Raw genomic sequence first — 16,580 nt, 5'->3', positions numbered from 1 at the left:
CCCCCTGCACCACCCCGCCACTCGGGAGCCGGGACGCTCCTGAGGCGTCCCGGCTCCCGAGTGGCGGGGTGGTGCAGGGGGTGGGGCTGGTGATCCGGGATCAGGAGGCGGCGATCGCCTCGGTGACCGCGGAGCGGGCGTCGACGGCGCTGTCGGCGGCGAGAGCGAGCTCCGCGTACCGCTTGGCGTCGTCGAGGGTGTGCTCGGCAAGCTCGGCGCGGACGTCGGCGAGAGCCGACGGCGACATCGAGAGGGTGGTGGCGCCGAGGCCGACGAGGACCACGGCGAGCAGCGGGTCGGCGGCGGCTTCTCCGCAGATCCCGACGGGCTTGCCCAGCGCCGCTCCCGCGCGGCCGACCTCGCCGACGAGGCGGAGCACGGCCGGGTGCCACGGGTCCTGGAACGCCGAGACCGTGCCGAGCATGCGGTCGGCGGCGAGCGTGTACTGGGTCAGGTCGTTGGTGCCGATCGAGGCGAAGTCCGCGACTCCGAGGATGCGGTCGGCGAGCAGGGCGGAGGAGGGGACCTCCACCATCACTCCGGCGGTGCGGATGCCGAGCTCCCGCGCCATCGAGGTGAAGTAGCGGGTCTCGTCCACGGTCGCGACCATCGGCGCCATGACCCAGAGGTCGGCGTCGGTCGCGGCATCGGCCTGGGCGAGGGCGGTGAGCTGGTCGCGGAGGATCTGCTCGCTGGCGCGGAGCGCACGCAGTCCGCGGAGACCGAGGGCGGGGTTCTCCTCGTGGTCGTCGTTGAGGAAGCTCAGCGGCTTGTCGGCGCCGGCGTCGAGCGCGCGGACGACGACCTTGCGGCCGGGGAACGCGGCGAGCAGGCGCGTGTACTGCTCCGCCTGCTCGGCGACCGAGGGCGCCTCCTTCGCGTCGAGGAAGAGGAACTCGGTGCGGAACAGCCCCACTCCCTCGGCGCCGAGCTCGACCGCGTTCGCAGCGCCGTCGGCCGAGCCGAGGTTCGCGAGCAGCGGCACGGCGTGGCCGTCGGCCAGCGCGCCGGGGACGACCGGTGCGGCGAGCATCTCGGCGCGCTCGGCGATCGAGGACTTCGCGGCGCCGATCTCGGCGTCCGAGGGGTTCACCGTCACGACGCCGGAGGTGGCGTCGAGGATGACGAGCTGGCCGTCCCGCAGGTCGAGGGCGCCGGTGGTGCCGACGATGGCGGTGATCGACTTCTCCCGGGCGAGGATCGCCGTGTGCGAGGTCGGTCCTCCGTCGCTGGTGATCAGGCCGAGGACCTTCTCGAGGTCGAGCAGCGCCGTGTCGGCCGGAGCGAGGTCGCGGGCGACGAGCACGAACGGCTCGTCCGACTCGGGGACGCCGGGAGCGGCGACGCCGCGGAGGTGCGCCACGACGCGCTGCGAGACGTCGTCGAGGTCGGTCGCGCGCTCGGCCATGTAGCCGCCCATCGCCACGAGCAGGTCGCGGAAGCCGGCGAAGGCCTCGTGCACGGCGCGCTCCGCGGTCTTGCCCCCAGCGATCCGCGCCTTGACGTCGTCCGCGAGGGACGGGTCCTCGGCCATCAGGGCCTGGGCGTCGAGGACGTCCTTCGCCGAGCCGCCGGCCCGCTCGCCTCGGTGGCGGATCGTCGCGGCGGTGGCGGACAGCGACGAGACGGCGCGCTCCTCCTCCTGGGCGACGCTGCGGGTGCTGGCGGTGTCCTCGGGCTCGGGCAGCGGCTCCGGCATGCGCAGGACCGGCCCGAGGGCCAGCCCGCGTCCCACTCCGGTGCCCTGGAGCTTGGCGGAGGCGTAGGCGGTCTGAGGAGTGGACAGCGTCATGGGTGCTCGTTCCTGTCGTGCGGAGTGCGGGCGGGAGAAGAGGATGCGGGGGCGGCGGCGTGGGGCCGGCAGAGGGCGGGGCCGGGTCCCGCAGGCGCCTGATGCGACCCGGTGAGGGTCGCCGTCACGCTCCAGGGGCTGCCGCGGCTACCGGCGCCGTGGGCGCCGGGGCCGGCCGCCTCGCGTGACGCTAGGCGTCACGCGTCGTGGTCGGTGGTGAGGAAGGTCGCGAGCTCCTCGAGCACGGCCTGCTCGTTGTCGCCCTCGACGCTGACGGTGAGCTCGTCGCCGTGCTCGATGCCGAGCGAGATGATCCCGAGGATCGACGCGGCGTTGACCGGGGTCGCGTCGCCCTTGGCGACGAGGACCTTCTGACCCGACTTCGCCGCGGCCTGGCTGAAGAGCGAGGCGGGGCGGGCGTGGAGGCCCTTCGACGATGCAACCTGCACGGTGCGCTCGACCATGAACGTTTCTCCTTGATCCTGCAGTCGCGACTGCATCAGTGGTGCCCGGAGTCGGGCTCGCCCGGACGGACCGGGCGGGTGGAGGAGTCCCCGTCCGCGCCTGCGACGACCGCGCGAGCGGCGAAGAGGACGGGCAGGGTCTCGAGCACGGCATCGGCACCGTGCGCTCCGAAGACATCGGGCGGGAGGAGGGCGGCCGCGGTTCCCACGAGCTCCGCACGGTGGCGGAGTCCGTCGAACTGCGACTCGAGGTGCGGCCCCACGAGGAGGACGTCGGCCTCGGGGAGGGAGTGGTCGAGACCGGTGAGGGTCTCGGAGCGGAACACGGCATCCATGCCGCGCTCCTTCGCGCCCGCTCGCAGCCGATGGGCCAGGAACGTGCTCGACGCGCCTGCACCGCAGACGATCAGGATCTTCCGCACCTCGTTCGCCTCCTCGCGTCCGGGTCGTGATTCATCCAAGCATCCCCTCGGAGGGGCGGCACCCTCCAGCAGACAATCTTCCGCGGGGGCGGAAGACGGCCCCTTCCACCCCCGGCGCGGGGGCTCCCGGGCGCGTCGCCGGGGTGATTGACTGACGGGACGTACGACTCGCCGCCCGCGTCCTGCGGGCCCGCGGCAGGGTCGTGGCGCTCCCGGCGCCCGCCCCGACCGCACGCCTGGAGCCTGATGCCTGACAACCGCGAACGACTGCTGGAGTACCTCTCCCGCGCCGACGGCTGGGTGACGGCGCACGAGCTCGCCGACAGGCTCGGAGTCACCACACGCAGCGTCCGGAGCTACGTCACCGCGGTGAAGGCGCAGGCCGCCCCGCTGGAGCCGGTCGAGTCCTCCGCGAACGGCTACCGGCTCGCGCGGGAGGCGTACGCGGCCTACCTGGAGGCGCAGCGCAGCCGCGACGTCGAGCCCGACACACCGCGTGACCGGCTGTACAGCATCGTCCGCCGCCTGGTCGACTCCGACGAGGGCCTGGACGTCTTCGCCCTCGCCGACGCGCTGTCAGTGAGCGAGTCGACCGTCGACGCCGATCTGCGCCGGGTGAAGGCCCTCGCCGACGAGGCCGGCCTCGGGCTGCTCCGGCGCGGCCCGTCGGTGCGCCTCGAGGGCAGCGAGGAGGCCCGCCGCCGCCTGATCTCGCGGATGTTCCGCGACGAGAGCGCGCAGGGCGTCTTCACGCTCGACGACGTCCAGCGCGAGTTCGCCTCCCCCGGCCTCGGCGCCTTCAAGACCGAGCTGCTGGCCGAGCTCGAGACCCGCGGCTACTACATCAACGACTACGGCGTGAACAGCGTCCTCCTCCACATCGCGATCGCCGTCGACCGCGTCGCCCGGGGCATCGGGGACCCCTCCGGCTCCCGCCCCTCCCCCGCGATCCACGGCGAGCTCGCGGCCCTGCTGGCGGAGCTGGTGGAGCGGCACTTCGCGACGCGCCTGACCGACGCCGAGCTCGCCCAGCTCGCGATCCTGATGACGACGCGGGTGGCGACGCCCGGGCAGAACGAGCCGGTCGCCGCCGTGGTCGAGAACTACCTCGACCCGGAGGACCTCGCCGTCGTCCGCGAGCTCGTCGCCGACGTCAACCGCGAGTACCTGGTCGACCTCGACGACGAGGGCTTCATCGTCCGCCTCGCCCTGCACGTGCGCAACCTGATCGCCCGGGCCGCCGAGGGCGGCTACTCCCGCAACCCGCTCACCCGCTCGATCAAGACCAGCTACCCGATGACCTACGAGATCGCGGTGTTCCTGGCGAGCGGGCTGCAGCGCCGGCGAGGCATCGTGGTCAACGAGGACGAGATCGCCTACATCGCCCTCCACGTCGGCTCCTTTCTCGAGCGGGTGTCCCGGCGGGAGGAGCGTCTGTCCTGCGTGATCGTCTGCCCCAACTACTACGACCTCGCTCACATGCTGCGCCTGCGCGTCGAGCGCTCCCTCGGCACCGAGGTGGAGGTGCGCTCGCTGATCACGCGGAGCGACGTCGACTGGGACCGGCTCACCGCCGACCTCGTGATCACCACGATCGACGAGCGCCCCGCGTCCGACGACGTCGTGGTGGTGCAGCCGTTCCTCACCGACCACGACGTCGAGACGGTGCGCCGGGCCATCGCCCGCGTCCGCAGGCACCGCCGCCGCGCGCAGATCAAGGACGAGCTGCTGCAGTTCTTCGACGAGGGGCTGTTCTTCCGCAACGTGCACGCGCGCGACGAGGCGGCGATGATCCGGATGTTGGGCGAGCGGATGATCGCCGGCGGCATCATCGACGAGGACTACGTCGACGGCGCCATCGAGCGCGAGCGGATGAGCTCCACGGCGTTCACCGACAACCTCGCGGTCCCGCACGCGATGGCGATGAGCGCCCGCCGCACCTCCATCGCGATCGTCGTGAACGACACCGCGATGGAGTGGGGCGAGCAGCGGGTGAACGTGATCGCGATGATCGCGTTCGCCTCGGCCGGCCGCAGCACCTTCCAGTCGGTGTTCGACCAGTTCGTCGAGGTGTTCGCCGACCGGGCGGAGGTGCAGCGCCTCATCCGGCGCTCCACGGACTTCGGCGGCTTCATCGAGGAGCTGGTGCGGGTGATCGACAGCTAGCCGACACCCGCACTCCGGGTGGAGCCGGAGGGCGCTGTCGTCCTCCCGCTCCCGCGCTTCGTGGGCGCCCGACGGACCCCCGCCGGGCGCGAGAGGCCACGAGGAGCCTCCTCCGCATCGGATCTGAGGAGCTCCGCGTTGGGGCCTCTAGGCGAAGGGCGTCGGCACGATCCCGTAGGGGGCGAGGCCGGCCGCGCCGCCGTCGGCGAGCGTGGTGACCCAGATGCCGTCGTGGTGCACGGCGACGGAGTGCTCCCAGTGGGCGGCCATGCTGCTGTCCTCGGTCGCGACCGTCCACTCGTCCTCGCGGACGAAGGTCTCGGCGCTGCCCGCGGTGACCATCGGCTCGATCGCGACGACGAGTCCCGGCTTCACCTCGGGGCCGCGCTGGCGCACCCGGTAGTTGAAGACCGGCGGAGCCTCATGCATGGTGCGCCCGATGCCGTGGCCGATGTAGTCGGTGAGGATGCCGTAGACGCGGCCCGAGCGCTCGGCCTCGTCCTCGATGTACTCCTCGATCGCCGCGCCGACCTCGTTGAGATGGCGGGCGGAGGCGAGGGCGGCGATCCCCCGCCACAGGGATCCCTCGGTCACCCGCGAGAGCTCGGCGCGTACCGCGACCTCCTCCGGGCGGGAGGGATCGGGCAGGACCACCGTCATCGCGGAGTCGCCGTTCCAGCCGTCGATCTCGGCGCCGCTGTCGATGGAGACCAGGTCGCCCGGCTCGAGCACGCGCCCGCCGGGGATGCCGTGGACCACCTCGTCGTTGACCGAGGCGCAGATCGTGTGCCGGTAGCCCGGGACGAGCTGGAAGTTCGAGTGGCCGCCGAGTGCGACGATCGCCGACTCGGCGATCGCGTCGAGCTCGAGCGTGGTGACGCCCGGGCGGATCGCCGCGCGGACCGCATCGAGCGAGGCGGCCGTGGCGAGGCCCGGAGCGAGCATCGACCGCAGCTGCGCGGGCGTCTTGTAGAGCGAGGAGCGGAACGCCACGGCTCAGGCGGCCGGGGTGTCGAGGCGGCCCACGCGGTGGCCCTCGAGGGCGACGACGATCCGCTCGGTCACCTCGTCGACCGGCCCGAGGCCGTCGACCACGACCACGAGCCCGCGGGCCGCGTAGACGTCGATGAGCGGAGCGGTCTGCTCCTCGTAGAGCGCGAGTCGGCGCCGGATGACGTCCTCGGTGTCGTCGCTGCGCCCCTGCTCGAGCGAGCGCTTGAGAAGGCGGCCGACGACCTCGTCGGGATCGGCCGTCAGCTGGACGACCGCGTCGAGCCGGTTGTCGTCCGCGGCGAGGATGCGGTCGAGCTCGTCGACCTGCTCCGTGGTGCGCGGGTAGCCGTCGAGCAGGAATCCGGTCGACGCGTCCGCCTCCTGGAGGCGGTCGTGCACGATCGCGTTGGTCAGCTCGTCCGGCACGTAGCGCCCGTTGTCGAGGTAGGCCTTCGCCTGGAGACCGAGCTCGGTCTCGTTGGCGACGTTCGCGCGGAAGATGTCCCCGGTCGAGATGGCGGGCACCCGGAGGATGTCGCTCAGCCGAGCGGCCTGGGTCCCCTTGCCTGCGCCGGGAGGGCCGATCAGCAGGAGACGGAAGCCGATCGGGTGCGACGTCATCGGAGGAGTCCTTCGTAGTGGCGCTGCTGCAGCTGGGAGTCGATCTGCTTCACCGTCTCCAGGCCGACTCCGACGATGATCAGGATGGACGTGCCGCCGAAGGGGAAGTTCTGGTTCGCACCGACCAGCGCGAGGGCCACGAGGGGCACGAGCGCGATGAGGCCGAGGTAGACCGATCCGGGCAGCGTCACCCGGGTGAGCACGTAGTTGAGGTATTCGGCGGTCGGGCGGCCGGCGCGGATGCCGGGGATGAAGCCGCCGTAGCGCTTCATGTTGTCGGCGACCTCGTCCGGGTTGAAGGTGATCGCGACGTAGAAGTAGGTGAAGCCCACGATCAGGAGGAAGTACAGCGCCATGTAGAGCGGGTGATCGCCCTTGGTGAGGTAGTTCGTGATCCAGGTGACCCAGACCGGGGCCTCCTGGCCAGCGGCGGGCTGGTTGAACTGCGCGATGAGCGCGGGCAGGTACAGCAGCGACGAGGCGAAGATGACGGGCACGACGCCGGCCATGTTGACCTTGATCGGGATGTAGGTGTTGTTGCCGCCGTAGGTGCGGCGGCCGACCATCCGCTTGGCGTACTGCACGGGGATCCGCCGCTGAGACTGCTCCACGAAGACCACGGCGACCACGAGCACGAGGCCCACGCCGAGGACGAGGAGGAAGGTCTCGAAGCCGCGCGACTGCGCGATCGACCACAGGGAGGTGGGGAACTGGGCGGCGATCGAGGTGAAGATCAGCAGCGACATGCCGTTGCCGATGCCGCGCTCGGTGATGAGCTCGCCCATCCACATGATGATCCCGGTGCCCGCGGTCATGGTGATGACCATGAGGAGGATGGAGTACCACTCGTCGGTGATGATGAGCGCCGAGCACTCCGGGACACCGGAGTTGCCGAAGAGGGCGCCCGAGCGGGCGACGGTGATCAGCGTCGTCGACTGGAGGACGCCGAGCGCGATGGTGAGGTACCGCGTGTACTGGGTGAGCTTGCCCTGACCGGACTGCCCCTCCTTGTACAGCGTCTCGAAGTGAGGGATGACCACGCGCAGCAGCTGCACGATGATCGACGCCGTGATGTACGGCATGATCCCGAGCGCGAAGATCGACAGCTGGAGCAGTGCTCCACCACTGAAGAGGTTCACGAGCTCGTAGAGACCCGAGGTGCCCTGGTTGCCGGCGAGACAGGCCTGCACGGCGCTGAAGTCGACGAACGGAGCAGGGATGAAGGATCCCAGCCGGAAGATCGCCACGATCGCGAGGGTGAAGCCGATCTTGCGGCGGAGGTCGGGGGTGCGGAAGATCCGCGCAATGGCGCCAAACACTACCTAAGGTCTCCTGCTCAATTCTGTGGTGCGGGATACAGGTCGAGCTTGCCACGCGCTCCCGGAGGGAGTCGGCGTGACAAGCTCGACCGACAAGCTGCTGGTGCTACTTGATGGATCCGCCCGCAGCGACGATCTTCTGCTCGGCAGAGCTGGAGACCTTGTCGACCGCGACGTTCAGCTTAACCGCAATGTCGCCGTCCCCGAGGACTTTGACCTTCTCGTTCTTGCGGACAGCACCCTTGGCGACCAGGTCGCCGATGGTGACGTCGCCGCCCTGGGGGTAGAGCTCCGCGAGAGCGGACAGGTTCACGACCTGGTACTCGACCCGGAACGGGTTCTTGAAGCCGCGGAGCTTCGGGGTGCGCATGTGCAGCGGCATCTGCCCACCCTCGAAGCCGACGCGCACCTGGTAGCGGGCCTTGGTGCCCTTGGTGCCGCGACCGGCGGTCTTTCCCTTGGAGCCCTCACCGCGACCCACGCGGGTCTTGGCCTTCTTGGCTCCGGCAGCGGGGCGGAGGTGGTGGACCTTGAGCACGTGCTCCTTGGTCGCCGGCGCCGCCGCGCCCTTCGTGGTGGTCGCCTGCGCGGGAGTCGTGGACTCCGCGGCGGCGGCCTTCTTCGTCTCAGCCATTAGTCAATCTCCTCGACCTTCACCAGGTGGGCGACGGTCTTCACGTATCCGCGGTTCTGGGCGTTGTCCTCGCGGACGACGCTCTGACCGATCTTCCTGAGGCCGAGCGAGCGCAGCGTGTCGCGCTGGTACTGCTTCTCGCTGACCTTCGACTTGATCTGGGTCACCTTGAGCTGGGCCATCAGGCACCTGCCTTCGCGTTGGACGCGGCGGCGAGGGCGTCGGCCTCGGCACGGACGAGACGTGCCGGCGCGACCTGGTCGAAGTCGAGACCACGACGAGCGGCGACGGCGCGCGGCTCCTCGAGCTGCTTCAGAGCCTCGACGGTCGCGTGGACGATGTTGATGGTGTTCGACGAGCCGAGCGACTTGCTCAGGACGTCGTGGATGCCGGCGCACTCGAGGACGGCGCGGACGGGACCGCCGGCGATGACACCGGTACCCGCGGCGGCGGGGCGCAGGAGCACCACACCGGCGGCGGCCTCACCCTGGACGGGGTGCGGGATGGTCGAGGCGACGCGGGGGACGCGGAAGAAGTTCTTCTTCGCCTCCTCGACGCCCTTGGAGATGGCGGTCGGGACCTCGCGGGCCTTGCCGTAGCCGACGCCCACCAGTCCGTTGCCGTCTCCGACGACCACGAGCGCGGTGAAGCTGAAGCGACGGCCGCCCTTGACGACCTTCGACACGCGGTTGATGGTCACGACGCGCTCGAGGAACTGGCTCTTCTCGGCGTCACGGCCACCGCGGTCGCGGCCACCCTGGTTGCGGTCGCGGCCGCCGCGGCGGGGCTCACGAGCCTCCTGCTGCGGCTGCGTGGACGCAGCGGTCTCGACGGGGGCCTCCGACACAGCGGCGACCTCGGGTTCCTTGTTCTCTGCGGCGCTCACAGGTTGAGCCCTGCCTCTCGTGCTCCATCGGCGATCGCGGCGACGCGACCGGCGTACTTGTTGCCTCCGCGGTCGAAGACGACCGCCTCGACACCGGCGTTCTTGGCGCGCTCGGCGACGAGCTCGCCGACCTTGCGGGCCTTGGCGGTCTTGTCGCCGTCGAACACGCGCAGGTCGGCCTCGAGGGTCGACGCCGACGCGAGGGTGCGGCCCTGAGCGTCGTCGACGACCTGCACGAAGACGTGGCGGGCCGAGCGGTTGACGACGAGGCGGGGGCGCTCGGCGGATCCGACGACCTTCTTGCGCAGACGGTCGTGACGACGACCGCGCGCAGCGGACTTGCTCTTTCCTCTGGTTCCGAGTCCCATGATCACTTACCGCTCTTTCCGGCCTTGCGGCGAACGACCTCGCCGGCGTAGCGCACGCCCTTGCCCTTGTAGGGCTCGGGCTTGCGGATCTTACGAATGTTGGCGGCCACCTCACCGACGGCCTGCTTCGAGATGCCGTGCACGGTGAGCTTGTTGTTGCCCTCGACCGTGAACGAGATGCCCGCGGGCGGGGTGACGACGACCGGGTGCGAAAAGCCGAGCGCGAACTCGATGTCCGAGCCCTTCGCCAGCACGCGGTAACCGGTTCCGACGACCTCGAGGCCCTTGGAGTAGCCCTGCGTGACACCGATGATGTCGTTCGCGATGAGCGTGCGGGTGAGGCCGTGGAGCGAGCGCGACTCGCGCTCGTCATCGGGACGCGAGACCAGCACCTGGCCGTTCTCGACGGACACCTGGATGGGGCTGGCGACCGAGACGGTCAGCTCGCCCTTGGGGCCCTTGACGGTCACAGCGGACCCGGCGACGGAGACGTCGACGCCCGCCGGGATCTCGATGGGGAGTCTTCCAATACGCGACATGAGGGGTTACCACACGTAGGCGAGGACTTCCCCACCCACGCCCTTCTTCTCGGCCTGGCGGTCGGTCAGGAGACCGCTCGAGGTGGACAGGATGGCGACGCCGAGGCCGCCGAGCACGGTGGGGATCTCGGCCGACTTCGCGTACACGCGGAGTCCGGGCTTCGAGACCCGCTTGATGCCGGCGATCGAGCGCTCGCGGTTCGGGCCGTACTTGAGGGAGATGGAGAGCGTCGTGCCGACGCGCGCCTCCTCGACCTTCCAGTCGGCGATGTAGCCCTCGGTCTTGAGGATCTCGGCGATGTTCGCCTTGAGCTTCGAGCCCGGGAGGGTGATGGAGTCGTGGTGCGCGGAGTTCGCGTTACGGATTCTGGTCAGCAGATCTGCGACCGGATCAGTCATGGTCATGGCTGATGGTGCCTTTCTCGCCTGGTTTCGGCACCCTTTACAAGAGTGACGACCTGTGGTGTGGGACGGCGCCGACGACGTCGACGCCCATGCGGCCGCGCGAACGCAGGCCAACGAGCCATGCTACATGGCCGAGGTCCTGCGGTCGAGGGCCGATCGTGCACGGGATCCGGGGATCCCGCGTGGCGCCCGCCGCCGGCTCCGGACGGACCGGTCCGGCGGCGGACGCACGACGAGGCCGGAGGGCGGTTCTCACCGTCCCCCGGCCTCGAGGCTTGCTGCTTACGCGTTGTCCGACGACTTGAACGGGAAGCCGAGCTGCTTGAGCAGCGCGCGACCCTCGTCGTCGGTCTTGGCGGTGGTCACGACGGTCACGTCGAAGCCGCGGACGCGGTCGATGCGGTCCTGGTCGATCTCGTGGAAGATCGACTGCTCCGTGATGCCGAAGGTGTAGTTGCCGTTGCCGTCGAACTGGCGGTCCGACAGCCCGCGGAAGTCGCGGATGCGGGGCAGCGCCACCGAGAGCAGGCGGTCCAGGAACTCCCAGGCGCGGTCGCCCCGGAGGGTGACGTGAGCGCCGATGGCCTGACCCTCGCGCAGCTTGAACTGCGCGATGGACTTGCGGGCCTTGGTGACCTGCGGCTTCTGACCGGTGATGGCGGTGAGGTCCTTGACCGCGCCGTCGATGATCTTGCCGTCGCGGGCGGCCTCACCGACACCGGTGTTGACGACGACCTTGACCAGGCCGGGGACCTGGTGGACGTTGCCGAAGCCGAACTGCTCCTTGAGAGCGGGGATGATGTCGGCCTGGTACTTGGCCTTGAGCCGCGGCTGAACCTTCGCAGCCACTGCGGTGGTGTCAGTCATTACAGTTCCTCACCCGACGCCTTCGCGTAGCGCACGCGAACGGTCTTGGTCACGCCGTCCTTGGTGACGGCCACGTTGCGGTGGCCGACCCGGGTCGGCTTCTTGGTCTTCGGGTCGACGAGCGCGACGTTGGAGATGTGGATCGAGGCCTCGACGGTCTCGATGCCGCCCTCCTTCGAGCCGCGCTGCGTCTGGCCGACGCGGACGTGCTTCTTGACGAAGTTCACGCCCTCGACGACGACGCGGTTGCGCTCGACCAGCACCTCGAGGACCTTGCCCTGCTTGCCGCGGTCTCCACCGCGGGCCTGGGTAGCGCCCGAGATGACCTGGACGAGGTCACCCTTCTTGATCTTGGCCATGACTAGATAACCTCCGGTGCCAGCGAGACGATCTTCATGAACTTCTTGTCGCGGAGCTCGCGACCGACCGGTCCGAAGATGCGGGTGCCACGGGGGTCCCCGTCGTTCTTGAGGATGACGGCGGCGTTCTCGTCGAACTTGATGTACGAGCCGTCGGCGCGACGGGTCTGCTTGATGGTGCGGACGATGACGGCCTTGACCACGTCGCCCTTCTTCACGTTGCCACCGGGGATCGCGTCCTTGACGGTGGCGACGATGATGTCACCGAGGCCCGCGTAGCGGCGGCCGGAGCCTCCGAGGACGCGGATGGTGAGGAGCATCTTGGCGCCGGTGTTGTCGGCGACCTTGACTCGGGATTCTTGCTGAAGCATGTGTCTCTCCTGCTAACTCAAGTAGGCCGCGGCCTACTTGGCCTTCTCGAGGATCTCGACCAGGCGCCAGCGCTTGGTGGCGCTGAGGGGACGGGTCTCGCTGATGACGACGGAGTCGCCGATGCCGGCGGAGTTCAGCTCGTCGTGGACCTTGACCTTGGACGTACGGCGGATGACCTTGCCGTACAGCGGGTGCTTCACCCGGTCCTCGACCTCGACGACGATGGTCTTGTCCATCTTGTCGCTGGTGACGTAGCCGCGACGGGTCTTGCGGTATCCGCGAGCGCCCGCCTCCTTCACGTCGTGGGCGGCCGACTCGTGGCCGGCGCTGTCATTGACGGTTGCCATTACTTGGCCTCCTCGTTCGACTCGGTCGCCTCGACCTCGGCCTTGGCGGCCTTCTTGGTCTTCGGCTTCTTCTCCGCCTTGGCCGGGGCCTCGACGGGTGCGGGGGTGGCGCGGATGCCCAGCTCGCGCTCACGGATGACCGTGTAGATGCGGGCGATGTCGCGCTTGACGGCACGCAGGCGGCCGTTGGTGTCCAGCTGACCGGTGGCCGACTGGAAGCGGAGGTTGAACAGCTCCTCCTTGGCCTTCTTCAGCTCGGTGACGAGACGCTCGTCCTCGTAGGTGTCGAGCTCGGCGGGGGCGAGCTCCTTGGATCCGATCGCCATTACGCGTCTCCCTCCTCGCGCTTGATGATGCGTGCCTTGAGGGGCAGCTTGTGGATGGCACGGGTCATGGCCTCACGAGCGAGCTGCTCGTCGACGCCGGCGACCTCGAAGAGGACGCGACCCGGCTTGACGTTCGCGACCCACCACTCCGGCGAGCCCTTACCGGAACCCATGCGGGTCTCGGCGGGCTTCTTGGTGAGCGGACGGTCGGGGTAGATGTTGATCCACACCTTTCCGCCGCGCTTGATGTGACGCGTCATCGCGATACGAGCGGACTCGATCTGACGGTTGGTCACGTAGGCGGGCGTGAGGGCCTGGATGCCGAACTCACCGAACGACACCTTGGTGCCACCGGTGGCCTGGCCGGACCGGCCCGGGTGGTGCTGCTTGCGGTGCTTGACTCGACGCGGAATCAACATGGTTATGCCTCAACTCCTGCTGCGACGGGCGCCTCGCTCTGCTGGCGGGGTGCACGGCGCGGACGGTCGCTGCGCTCGGGGCGCGACGACTTGCTGTTCGCCTGCTCGCGGGCGAGCTCCTTGTTGGTGATGTCGCCCTTGTAGATCCAGACCTTCACGCCGATGCGGCCGAAGGTGGTCTTCGCCTCGTAGAAGCCGTAGTCGATGTTCGCGCGGAGGGTGTGCAGCGGCACGCGTCCCTCGCGGTAGAACTCCGAGCGGCTCATCTCGGCGCCGCCGAGGCGGCCGGAGACCTGGATGCGGACGCCCTTGGCGCCGGCGCGCTGAGCACCCTGCAGGCCCTTGCGCATCGCGCGGCGGAAGGCCACGCGGGCGGAGAGCTGCTCGGCGATGCCCTGGGCGACCAGCTGCGCCTCGGCCTCGGGGTTCTTGACCTCGAGGATGTTCAGCTGGATCTGCTTGCCCGTGAGCTTCTCGAGGTCGGCGCGGATGCGCTCGGCCTCGGCGCCGCGGCGGCCGATCACGATGCCCGGGCGGGCGGTGTGGATGTCGACGCGGACGCGGTCACGGGTGCGCTCGATCTCGATGCGGGCGACGCCCGCACGGTCGAGCTGCGTGGCGAGGAGTCGGCGGATCTTGACGTCCTCAGCGAGGTAGTCGCTGTACCGCTGGCCCTTCTTGGTGCTGTCGGAGAACCAGCGCGACACGTGGTCGGTGGTGATTCCCAGACGGAAACCGTAGGGGTTTACTTTCTGACCCATTACTTGGTCCCCTCCTCAGGAGTGGCCAGCACGACGGTGATGTGGCTGGTGCGCTTGTTGATGCGGAAGGCACGACCCTGAGCACGGGGCTGGAATCGCTTGAGGGTGGTTCCCTCATCGACGAAGGCGCGGGACACGATCAGGTCCTGGTCGTCGAGGTACTCGTTCGAGGCATCGGCCTTGACGCGAGCGTTGGCCATCGCCGAGGCGACGAGCTTGTAGACGGGCTCGGACGCACCCTGCGGCGCGAACTTCAGGATGGCCAGTGCCTCCTGAGCCTGCTTCCCGCGGATCAGGTTCACGACACGGCGAGCCTTCTGGGGGGTGACGCGGATGTGTCGCACGCGTGCGATCGACTCCACCATTTCTCTCCTCCTTCTCGTCGCCGCGTCAGCGGCGACGGCCCTTCTTGTCGTCCTTCTCGTGACCGCGGAAGGTCCGAGTGGGGGCGAACTCGCCGAGCTTGTGGCCGACCATGGTCTCGGTCACGAACACGGGGATGTGCTTGCGACCGTCGTGGACCGCGATGGTGTGACCCAGCATCGCCGGGATGATCATCGAACGGCGCGACCAGGTCTTGATGACGTTCTTGTTGCCGGCTTCGTTGGCCGTGAACACCTTGCGGAGCAGGTGGTCGTCAACGAAGGGGCCCTTCTTGAGACTGCGAGGCATCTTCTACAACTCCTACTTGCGCTTCTTACCGGCGGTGCGGCGGCGAACGATGAGCTTGTCGCTCTCCTTGTTGGGGCGACGGGTGCGTCCCTCGGACTGACCCCACGGGCTGACCGGGTGGCGTCCACCGGAGGTCTTGCCCTCTCCACCACCGTGCGGGTGGTCGACCGGGTTCATCGCGACACCGCGGACGGTCGGGCGGACGCCCTTCCAGCGCATGCGGCCGGCCTTGCCCCAGTTGATGTTCGACTGCTCGGCGTTGCCGACCTCGCCGATCGTGGCGCGGCAGCGCGCATCGACGTTGCGGATCTCGCCCGACGGCAGGCGGAGCTGCGCGTAGGGGCCGTCCTTGGCGACGAGGCGGACCGAGGTGCCGGCCGAGCGGGCGAGCTTGGCGCCGCCTCCCGGCTTGATCTCGATGGCGTGGATGACCGTACCGGTCGGGATGTTGCGCAGCGGCAGGTTGTTGCCGGGCTTGATGTCGGCGCCGGCGCCCGACTCCACGACGTCGCCCTGCGAGAGCTTGTTCGGGGCCAGGATGTAGCGCTTGGTGCCGTCCACGAAGTGGAGCAGCGCGATGCGCGCCGTGCGGTTGGGGTCGTACTCGATGTGAGCGACCTTGGCGTTGACGCCGTCCTTGTCGTTGCGACGGAAGTCGATCAGACGGTACTGGCGCTTGTGGCCACCACCGATGTGACGCGTCGTGATGCGGCCGGAGTTGTTGCGGCCACCGGTCTTGGACAGCGGGCGCAGGAGCGACTTCTCAGGCGTCGAGCGGGTGATCTCGGCGAAGTCGGCAACGCTGGAGCCGCGGCGACCGGGGGTCGTGGGCTTGTACTTACGAATAGCCATTGTCTGTTTCCTCTACGCTTCTTCGGCTCAGCCGACGCTCGTGAAGATGTCGATGGAGCCGGACTTCAGCGTGACGATCGCGCGCTTGGTGTCCTTGCGCTTGCCGGTGCCGAACTTCGTGCGGCGGGTCTTGCCCTGGCGGTTCAGCGTGTTGATCGACGCGACCTCGACGCCGAAGATCTTCTCGATGGCGAGCTTGATCTCGGTCTTGTTCGAACGCGGGTCGACCACGAAGGTGTACTTGCCCTCGTCGATCAGGCCGTAGGACTTCTCCGAGACCACCGGGGAGATGATGACGTCGCGGGGGTCCTTGTTGAACGCGGCGGACTGGCTCATGCGTTCACCTCTTCCTTGTTGGACTCGACGCCCGACTTGGCCGCGATGAACGCGTCGAGCGCGCCCTTCGAGAACACGATGTCGTCGGAGACGAGCACGTCGTACGCGTTGAGCTGGTCGGCCGGCAGGATGTGCACGAACGGCACGTTGCGGAGCGAGAGCTCGGCGATGTAGTCGTCGCGCTCGAGCACCACGAGGACGTTGCGCGACACCGAGAGGGCGTCGAGCAGGACGAGGACGTCCTTGGTCCGGGGGGTGTCGCCGAGGGCGAGAGACTCGACCACGTGGATGCGGGCACCGCGGGCGCGGTCCGAGAGAGCGCCGAGCAGAGCCGCGGCGATCATCTTCTTGGGGGTGCGCTGCGCGTAGCTGCGGGGGGTCGGTCCGTGGACCACGCCACCACCGGTCATGTGCGGGGCGCGGATCGAGCCCTGACGAGCGCGACCGGTTCCCTTCTGCTTGAACGGCTTGCGACCGGCTCCGGAGACCTCACCGCGGTTCTTCGTCTTGTGGGTTCCCTGGCGCGCCGCGGCGAGCTGGGCCACGACGACCTGGTGGATGAGGGGGATGTTGGTCTGGACGTCGAAGAGCGCGGCGGGAAGCTCGACCGAGCCCGCCTTCTGGCCCTTGACGTCGATGATGTCGACAGAGGTAGCCATG

25 protein-coding genes are annotated in these 16,580 nt (G+C 69.2%); 1 reads left to right on the top strand and 24 read right to left on the bottom strand.

The features are described 5' to 3' along the window. Nucleotides 1-100: 100 nt before the first annotated feature. The 3 genes from ptsP to C5B95_RS17565 all read right to left on the bottom strand — a co-directional run bounded on the left by ptsP (nucleotide 101) and on the right by C5B95_RS17565 (nucleotide 2,717). The gene (gene ptsP / locus C5B95_RS13070) at nucleotides 101-1,699 is read right to left on the bottom strand and encodes a phosphoenolpyruvate--protein phosphotransferase (RefSeq protein WP_104233916.1); all 1,599 of its coding nucleotides are present in this window, start codon (nucleotides 1,697-1,699) and stop codon (nucleotides 101-103) included. A gap of 290 nt (nucleotides 1,700-1,989) precedes the next feature. Continuing rightward, nucleotides 1,990-2,256, bottom strand: a complete 267-nt coding sequence (locus C5B95_RS13065) for an HPr family phosphocarrier protein (RefSeq protein ID WP_104224553.1) — start codon at nucleotides 2,254-2,256, stop codon at nucleotides 1,990-1,992. Between the two features lie 35 nt (nucleotides 2,257-2,291). Continuing rightward, nucleotides 2,292-2,717 carry a PTS sugar transporter subunit IIB gene (locus C5B95_RS17565; RefSeq protein ID WP_181068078.1) on the bottom strand — a complete coding sequence of 142 codons (426 nt, stop codon included), beginning with the start codon at nucleotides 2,715-2,717 and terminating at the stop codon, nucleotides 2,292-2,294. 207 nt (nucleotides 2,718-2,924) lie between these two features. On the opposite strand from C5B95_RS17565, the gene C5B95_RS13055 reads away from it, so the two are divergent. Further along, complete coding sequence (locus tag C5B95_RS13055) at nucleotides 2,925-4,844, top strand: BglG family transcription antiterminator (protein ID WP_104349351.1); 1,920 nt, start codon at nucleotides 2,925-2,927, stop codon at nucleotides 4,842-4,844. Nucleotides 4,845-4,991: 147 nt separating this feature from the next. On the opposite strand, the gene map is transcribed toward C5B95_RS13055, so the two are convergent. The 21 genes from map to rplD form a co-directional block, all read right to left on the bottom strand. Then, complete coding sequence (gene map, locus C5B95_RS13050) at nucleotides 4,992-5,837, bottom strand: type I methionyl aminopeptidase (protein WP_104349350.1); 846 nt, start codon at nucleotides 5,835-5,837, stop codon at nucleotides 4,992-4,994. Nucleotides 5,838-5,840: 3 nt separating this feature from the next. Continuing rightward, complete coding sequence (locus tag C5B95_RS13045; RefSeq protein ID WP_181028829.1) at nucleotides 5,841-6,458, bottom strand: adenylate kinase; 618 nt, start codon at nucleotides 6,456-6,458, stop codon at nucleotides 5,841-5,843. Next, the gene (gene secY, locus C5B95_RS13040; RefSeq protein ID WP_104288470.1) at nucleotides 6,455-7,777 is read right to left on the bottom strand and encodes a preprotein translocase subunit SecY; all 1,323 of its coding nucleotides are present in this window, start codon (nucleotides 7,775-7,777) and stop codon (nucleotides 6,455-6,457) included. The genes C5B95_RS13045 and secY overlap by 4 nt, the downstream gene beginning before the upstream one ends. A 106-nt stretch (nucleotides 7,778-7,883) precedes the next feature. Next, nucleotides 7,884-8,411: a 50S ribosomal protein L15 gene (gene rplO, locus C5B95_RS13035; RefSeq protein ID WP_104226755.1), complete on the bottom strand. Its 528-nt coding sequence runs from the start codon at nucleotides 8,409-8,411 to the stop codon at nucleotides 7,884-7,886. Continuing rightward, entirely contained in the window at nucleotides 8,411-8,593 is a 183-nt protein-coding gene (gene rpmD, locus C5B95_RS13030) for a 50S ribosomal protein L30 (protein ID WP_181024623.1), read from the bottom strand. The genes rplO and rpmD overlap by 1 nt, the downstream gene beginning before the upstream one ends. Continuing rightward, nucleotides 8,593-9,297, bottom strand: a complete 705-nt coding sequence (rpsE, locus tag C5B95_RS13025; RefSeq protein WP_104224559.1) for a 30S ribosomal protein S5 — start codon at nucleotides 9,295-9,297, stop codon at nucleotides 8,593-8,595. The genes rpmD and rpsE overlap by 1 nt, the downstream gene beginning before the upstream one ends. Further along, nucleotides 9,294-9,665, bottom strand: coding sequence for a 50S ribosomal protein L18 (gene rplR / locus C5B95_RS13020; protein ID WP_056037296.1), 372 nt, complete (start codon nucleotides 9,663-9,665; stop codon nucleotides 9,294-9,296). The genes rpsE and rplR overlap by 4 nt, the downstream gene beginning before the upstream one ends. A 2-nt stretch (nucleotides 9,666-9,667) precedes the next feature. Further along, complete coding sequence (rplF, locus tag C5B95_RS13015; protein WP_104224560.1) at nucleotides 9,668-10,204, bottom strand: 50S ribosomal protein L6; 537 nt, start codon at nucleotides 10,202-10,204, stop codon at nucleotides 9,668-9,670. 6 nt (nucleotides 10,205-10,210) lie between these two features. Next, the gene (gene rpsH / locus C5B95_RS13010) at nucleotides 10,211-10,609 is read right to left on the bottom strand and encodes a 30S ribosomal protein S8 (RefSeq protein WP_068209423.1); all 399 of its coding nucleotides are present in this window, start codon (nucleotides 10,607-10,609) and stop codon (nucleotides 10,211-10,213) included. A 282-nt stretch (nucleotides 10,610-10,891) separates the two neighbouring features. Continuing rightward, nucleotides 10,892-11,476 carry a 50S ribosomal protein L5 gene (rplE, locus tag C5B95_RS13005; protein ID WP_068209425.1) on the bottom strand — a complete coding sequence of 195 codons (585 nt, stop codon included), beginning with the start codon at nucleotides 11,474-11,476 and terminating at the stop codon, nucleotides 10,892-10,894. Then, a complete protein-coding gene (rplX, locus tag C5B95_RS13000; RefSeq protein WP_104224561.1) occupies nucleotides 11,476-11,835 on the bottom strand; it encodes a 50S ribosomal protein L24 in 360 nt (119 codons plus the stop codon). The genes rplE and rplX overlap by 1 nt, the downstream gene beginning before the upstream one ends. 2 nt (nucleotides 11,836-11,837) lie before the next feature. Continuing rightward, nucleotides 11,838-12,206 carry a 50S ribosomal protein L14 gene (gene rplN / locus C5B95_RS12995; protein ID WP_104224562.1) on the bottom strand — a complete coding sequence of 123 codons (369 nt, stop codon included), beginning with the start codon at nucleotides 12,204-12,206 and terminating at the stop codon, nucleotides 11,838-11,840. Between the two features lie 33 nt (nucleotides 12,207-12,239). Next, nucleotides 12,240-12,554 (bottom strand): 30S ribosomal protein S17, encoded by a 315-nt coding sequence (gene rpsQ, locus C5B95_RS12990; RefSeq protein WP_104224563.1) that lies wholly within the window; start codon nucleotides 12,552-12,554, stop codon nucleotides 12,240-12,242. Next, on the bottom strand, nucleotides 12,554-12,880 hold the full coding sequence (gene rpmC, locus C5B95_RS12985) for a 50S ribosomal protein L29 (protein WP_104224564.1): 327 nt from the start codon (nucleotides 12,878-12,880) through the stop codon (nucleotides 12,554-12,556). The genes rpsQ and rpmC overlap by 1 nt, the downstream gene beginning before the upstream one ends. Further along, a complete protein-coding gene (rplP, locus tag C5B95_RS12980) occupies nucleotides 12,880-13,299 on the bottom strand; it encodes a 50S ribosomal protein L16 (RefSeq protein ID WP_068209436.1) in 420 nt (139 codons plus the stop codon). Before rplP ends, rpmC begins: the two co-directional genes overlap by 1 nt. Before the next feature lie 2 nt (nucleotides 13,300-13,301). Next, nucleotides 13,302-14,060, bottom strand: coding sequence for a 30S ribosomal protein S3 (gene rpsC, locus C5B95_RS12975; RefSeq protein ID WP_068209439.1), 759 nt, complete (start codon nucleotides 14,058-14,060; stop codon nucleotides 13,302-13,304). Next, complete coding sequence (gene rplV / locus C5B95_RS12970) at nucleotides 14,060-14,425, bottom strand: 50S ribosomal protein L22 (protein WP_077221988.1); 366 nt, start codon at nucleotides 14,423-14,425, stop codon at nucleotides 14,060-14,062. The genes rpsC and rplV overlap by 1 nt, the downstream gene beginning before the upstream one ends. A 25-nt stretch (nucleotides 14,426-14,450) precedes the next feature. After that, nucleotides 14,451-14,732, bottom strand: coding sequence for a 30S ribosomal protein S19 (rpsS, locus tag C5B95_RS12965; protein WP_055787078.1), 282 nt, complete (start codon nucleotides 14,730-14,732; stop codon nucleotides 14,451-14,453). Between the two features lie 12 nt (nucleotides 14,733-14,744). Then, on the bottom strand, nucleotides 14,745-15,584 hold the full coding sequence (rplB, locus tag C5B95_RS12960) for a 50S ribosomal protein L2 (protein ID WP_068251462.1): 840 nt from the start codon (nucleotides 15,582-15,584) through the stop codon (nucleotides 14,745-14,747). Nucleotides 15,585-15,611: 27 nt separating this feature from the next. After that, the gene (gene rplW, locus C5B95_RS12955) at nucleotides 15,612-15,920 is read right to left on the bottom strand and encodes a 50S ribosomal protein L23 (RefSeq protein WP_068209445.1); all 309 of its coding nucleotides are present in this window, start codon (nucleotides 15,918-15,920) and stop codon (nucleotides 15,612-15,614) included. Next, the gene (rplD, locus tag C5B95_RS12950; RefSeq protein WP_104224565.1) at nucleotides 15,917-16,579 is read right to left on the bottom strand and encodes a 50S ribosomal protein L4; all 663 of its coding nucleotides are present in this window, start codon (nucleotides 16,577-16,579) and stop codon (nucleotides 15,917-15,919) included. Before rplD ends, rplW begins: the two co-directional genes overlap by 4 nt. Between the last annotated feature and the right edge of the window lies 1 nt (nucleotide 16,580).

The sequence above is a fragment of the Rathayibacter sp. AY1A7 genome (assembly GCF_002930845.1).
Lineage (GTDB): Bacteria > Actinomycetota > Actinomycetes > Actinomycetales > Microbacteriaceae > Rathayibacter.
This window is presented reverse-complemented; position numbering and strand designations above follow the sequence as displayed.

Coding starts and splice junctions, on each gene's coding strand:
- ptsP (WP_104233916.1), bottom strand. CDS start 1,699: ATGCCGGAGCCGCTGCCCGAGCCCGAGGACACCGCCAGCACCCGCAGC.
- C5B95_RS13065 (WP_104224553.1), bottom strand. CDS start 2,256: ATGGTCGAGCGCACCGTGCAGGTTGCATCGTCGAAGGGCCTCCACGCC.
- C5B95_RS13055 (WP_104349351.1), top strand. CDS start 2,925: ATGCCTGACAACCGCGAACGACTGCTGGAGTACCTCTCCCGCGCCGAC.
- C5B95_RS13045 (WP_181028829.1), bottom strand. CDS start 6,458: ATGACGTCGCACCCGATCGGCTTCCGTCTCCTGCTGATCGGCCCTCCC.
- rplO (WP_104226755.1), bottom strand. CDS start 8,411: ATGGCTGAGACGAAGAAGGCCGCCGCCGCGGAGTCCACGACTCCCGCG.
- rpmD (WP_181024623.1), bottom strand. CDS start 8,593: ATGGCCCAGCTCAAGGTGACCCAGATCAAGTCGAAGGTCAGCGAGAAG.
- rplR (WP_056037296.1), bottom strand. CDS start 9,665: ATGGGACTCGGAACCAGAGGAAAGAGCAAGTCCGCTGCGCGCGGTCGT.
- rplF (WP_104224560.1), bottom strand. CDS start 10,204: ATGTCGCGTATTGGAAGACTCCCCATCGAGATCCCGGCGGGCGTCGAC.
- rpsH (WP_068209423.1), bottom strand. CDS start 10,609: ATGACCATGACTGATCCGGTCGCAGATCTGCTGACCAGAATCCGTAAC.
- rplE (WP_068209425.1), bottom strand. CDS start 11,476: ATGACTGACACCACCGCAGTGGCTGCGAAGGTTCAGCCGCGGCTCAAG.
- rplX (WP_104224561.1), bottom strand. CDS start 11,835: ATGGCCAAGATCAAGAAGGGTGACCTCGTCCAGGTCATCTCGGGCGCT.
- rplN (WP_104224562.1), bottom strand. CDS start 12,206: ATGCTTCAGCAAGAATCCCGAGTCAAGGTCGCCGACAACACCGGCGCC.
- rpsQ (WP_104224563.1), bottom strand. CDS start 12,554: ATGGCAACCGTCAATGACAGCGCCGGCCACGAGTCGGCCGCCCACGAC.
- rpmC (WP_104224564.1), bottom strand. CDS start 12,880: ATGGCGATCGGATCCAAGGAGCTCGCCCCCGCCGAGCTCGACACCTAC.
- rplP (WP_068209436.1), bottom strand. CDS start 13,299: ATGTTGATTCCGCGTCGAGTCAAGCACCGCAAGCAGCACCACCCGGGC.
- rpsC (WP_068209439.1), bottom strand. CDS start 14,060: ATGGGTCAGAAAGTAAACCCCTACGGTTTCCGTCTGGGAATCACCACC.
- rplV (WP_077221988.1), bottom strand. CDS start 14,425: ATGGTGGAGTCGATCGCACGCGTGCGACACATCCGCGTCACCCCCCAG.
- rpsS (WP_055787078.1), bottom strand. CDS start 14,732: ATGCCTCGCAGTCTCAAGAAGGGCCCCTTCGTTGACGACCACCTGCTC.
- rplB (WP_068251462.1), bottom strand. CDS start 15,584: ATGGCTATTCGTAAGTACAAGCCCACGACCCCCGGTCGCCGCGGCTCC.
- rplW (WP_068209445.1), bottom strand. CDS start 15,920: ATGAGCCAGTCCGCCGCGTTCAACAAGGACCCCCGCGACGTCATCATC.
- rplD (WP_104224565.1), bottom strand. CDS start 16,579: ATGGCTACCTCTGTCGACATCATCGACGTCAAGGGCCAGAAGGCGGGC.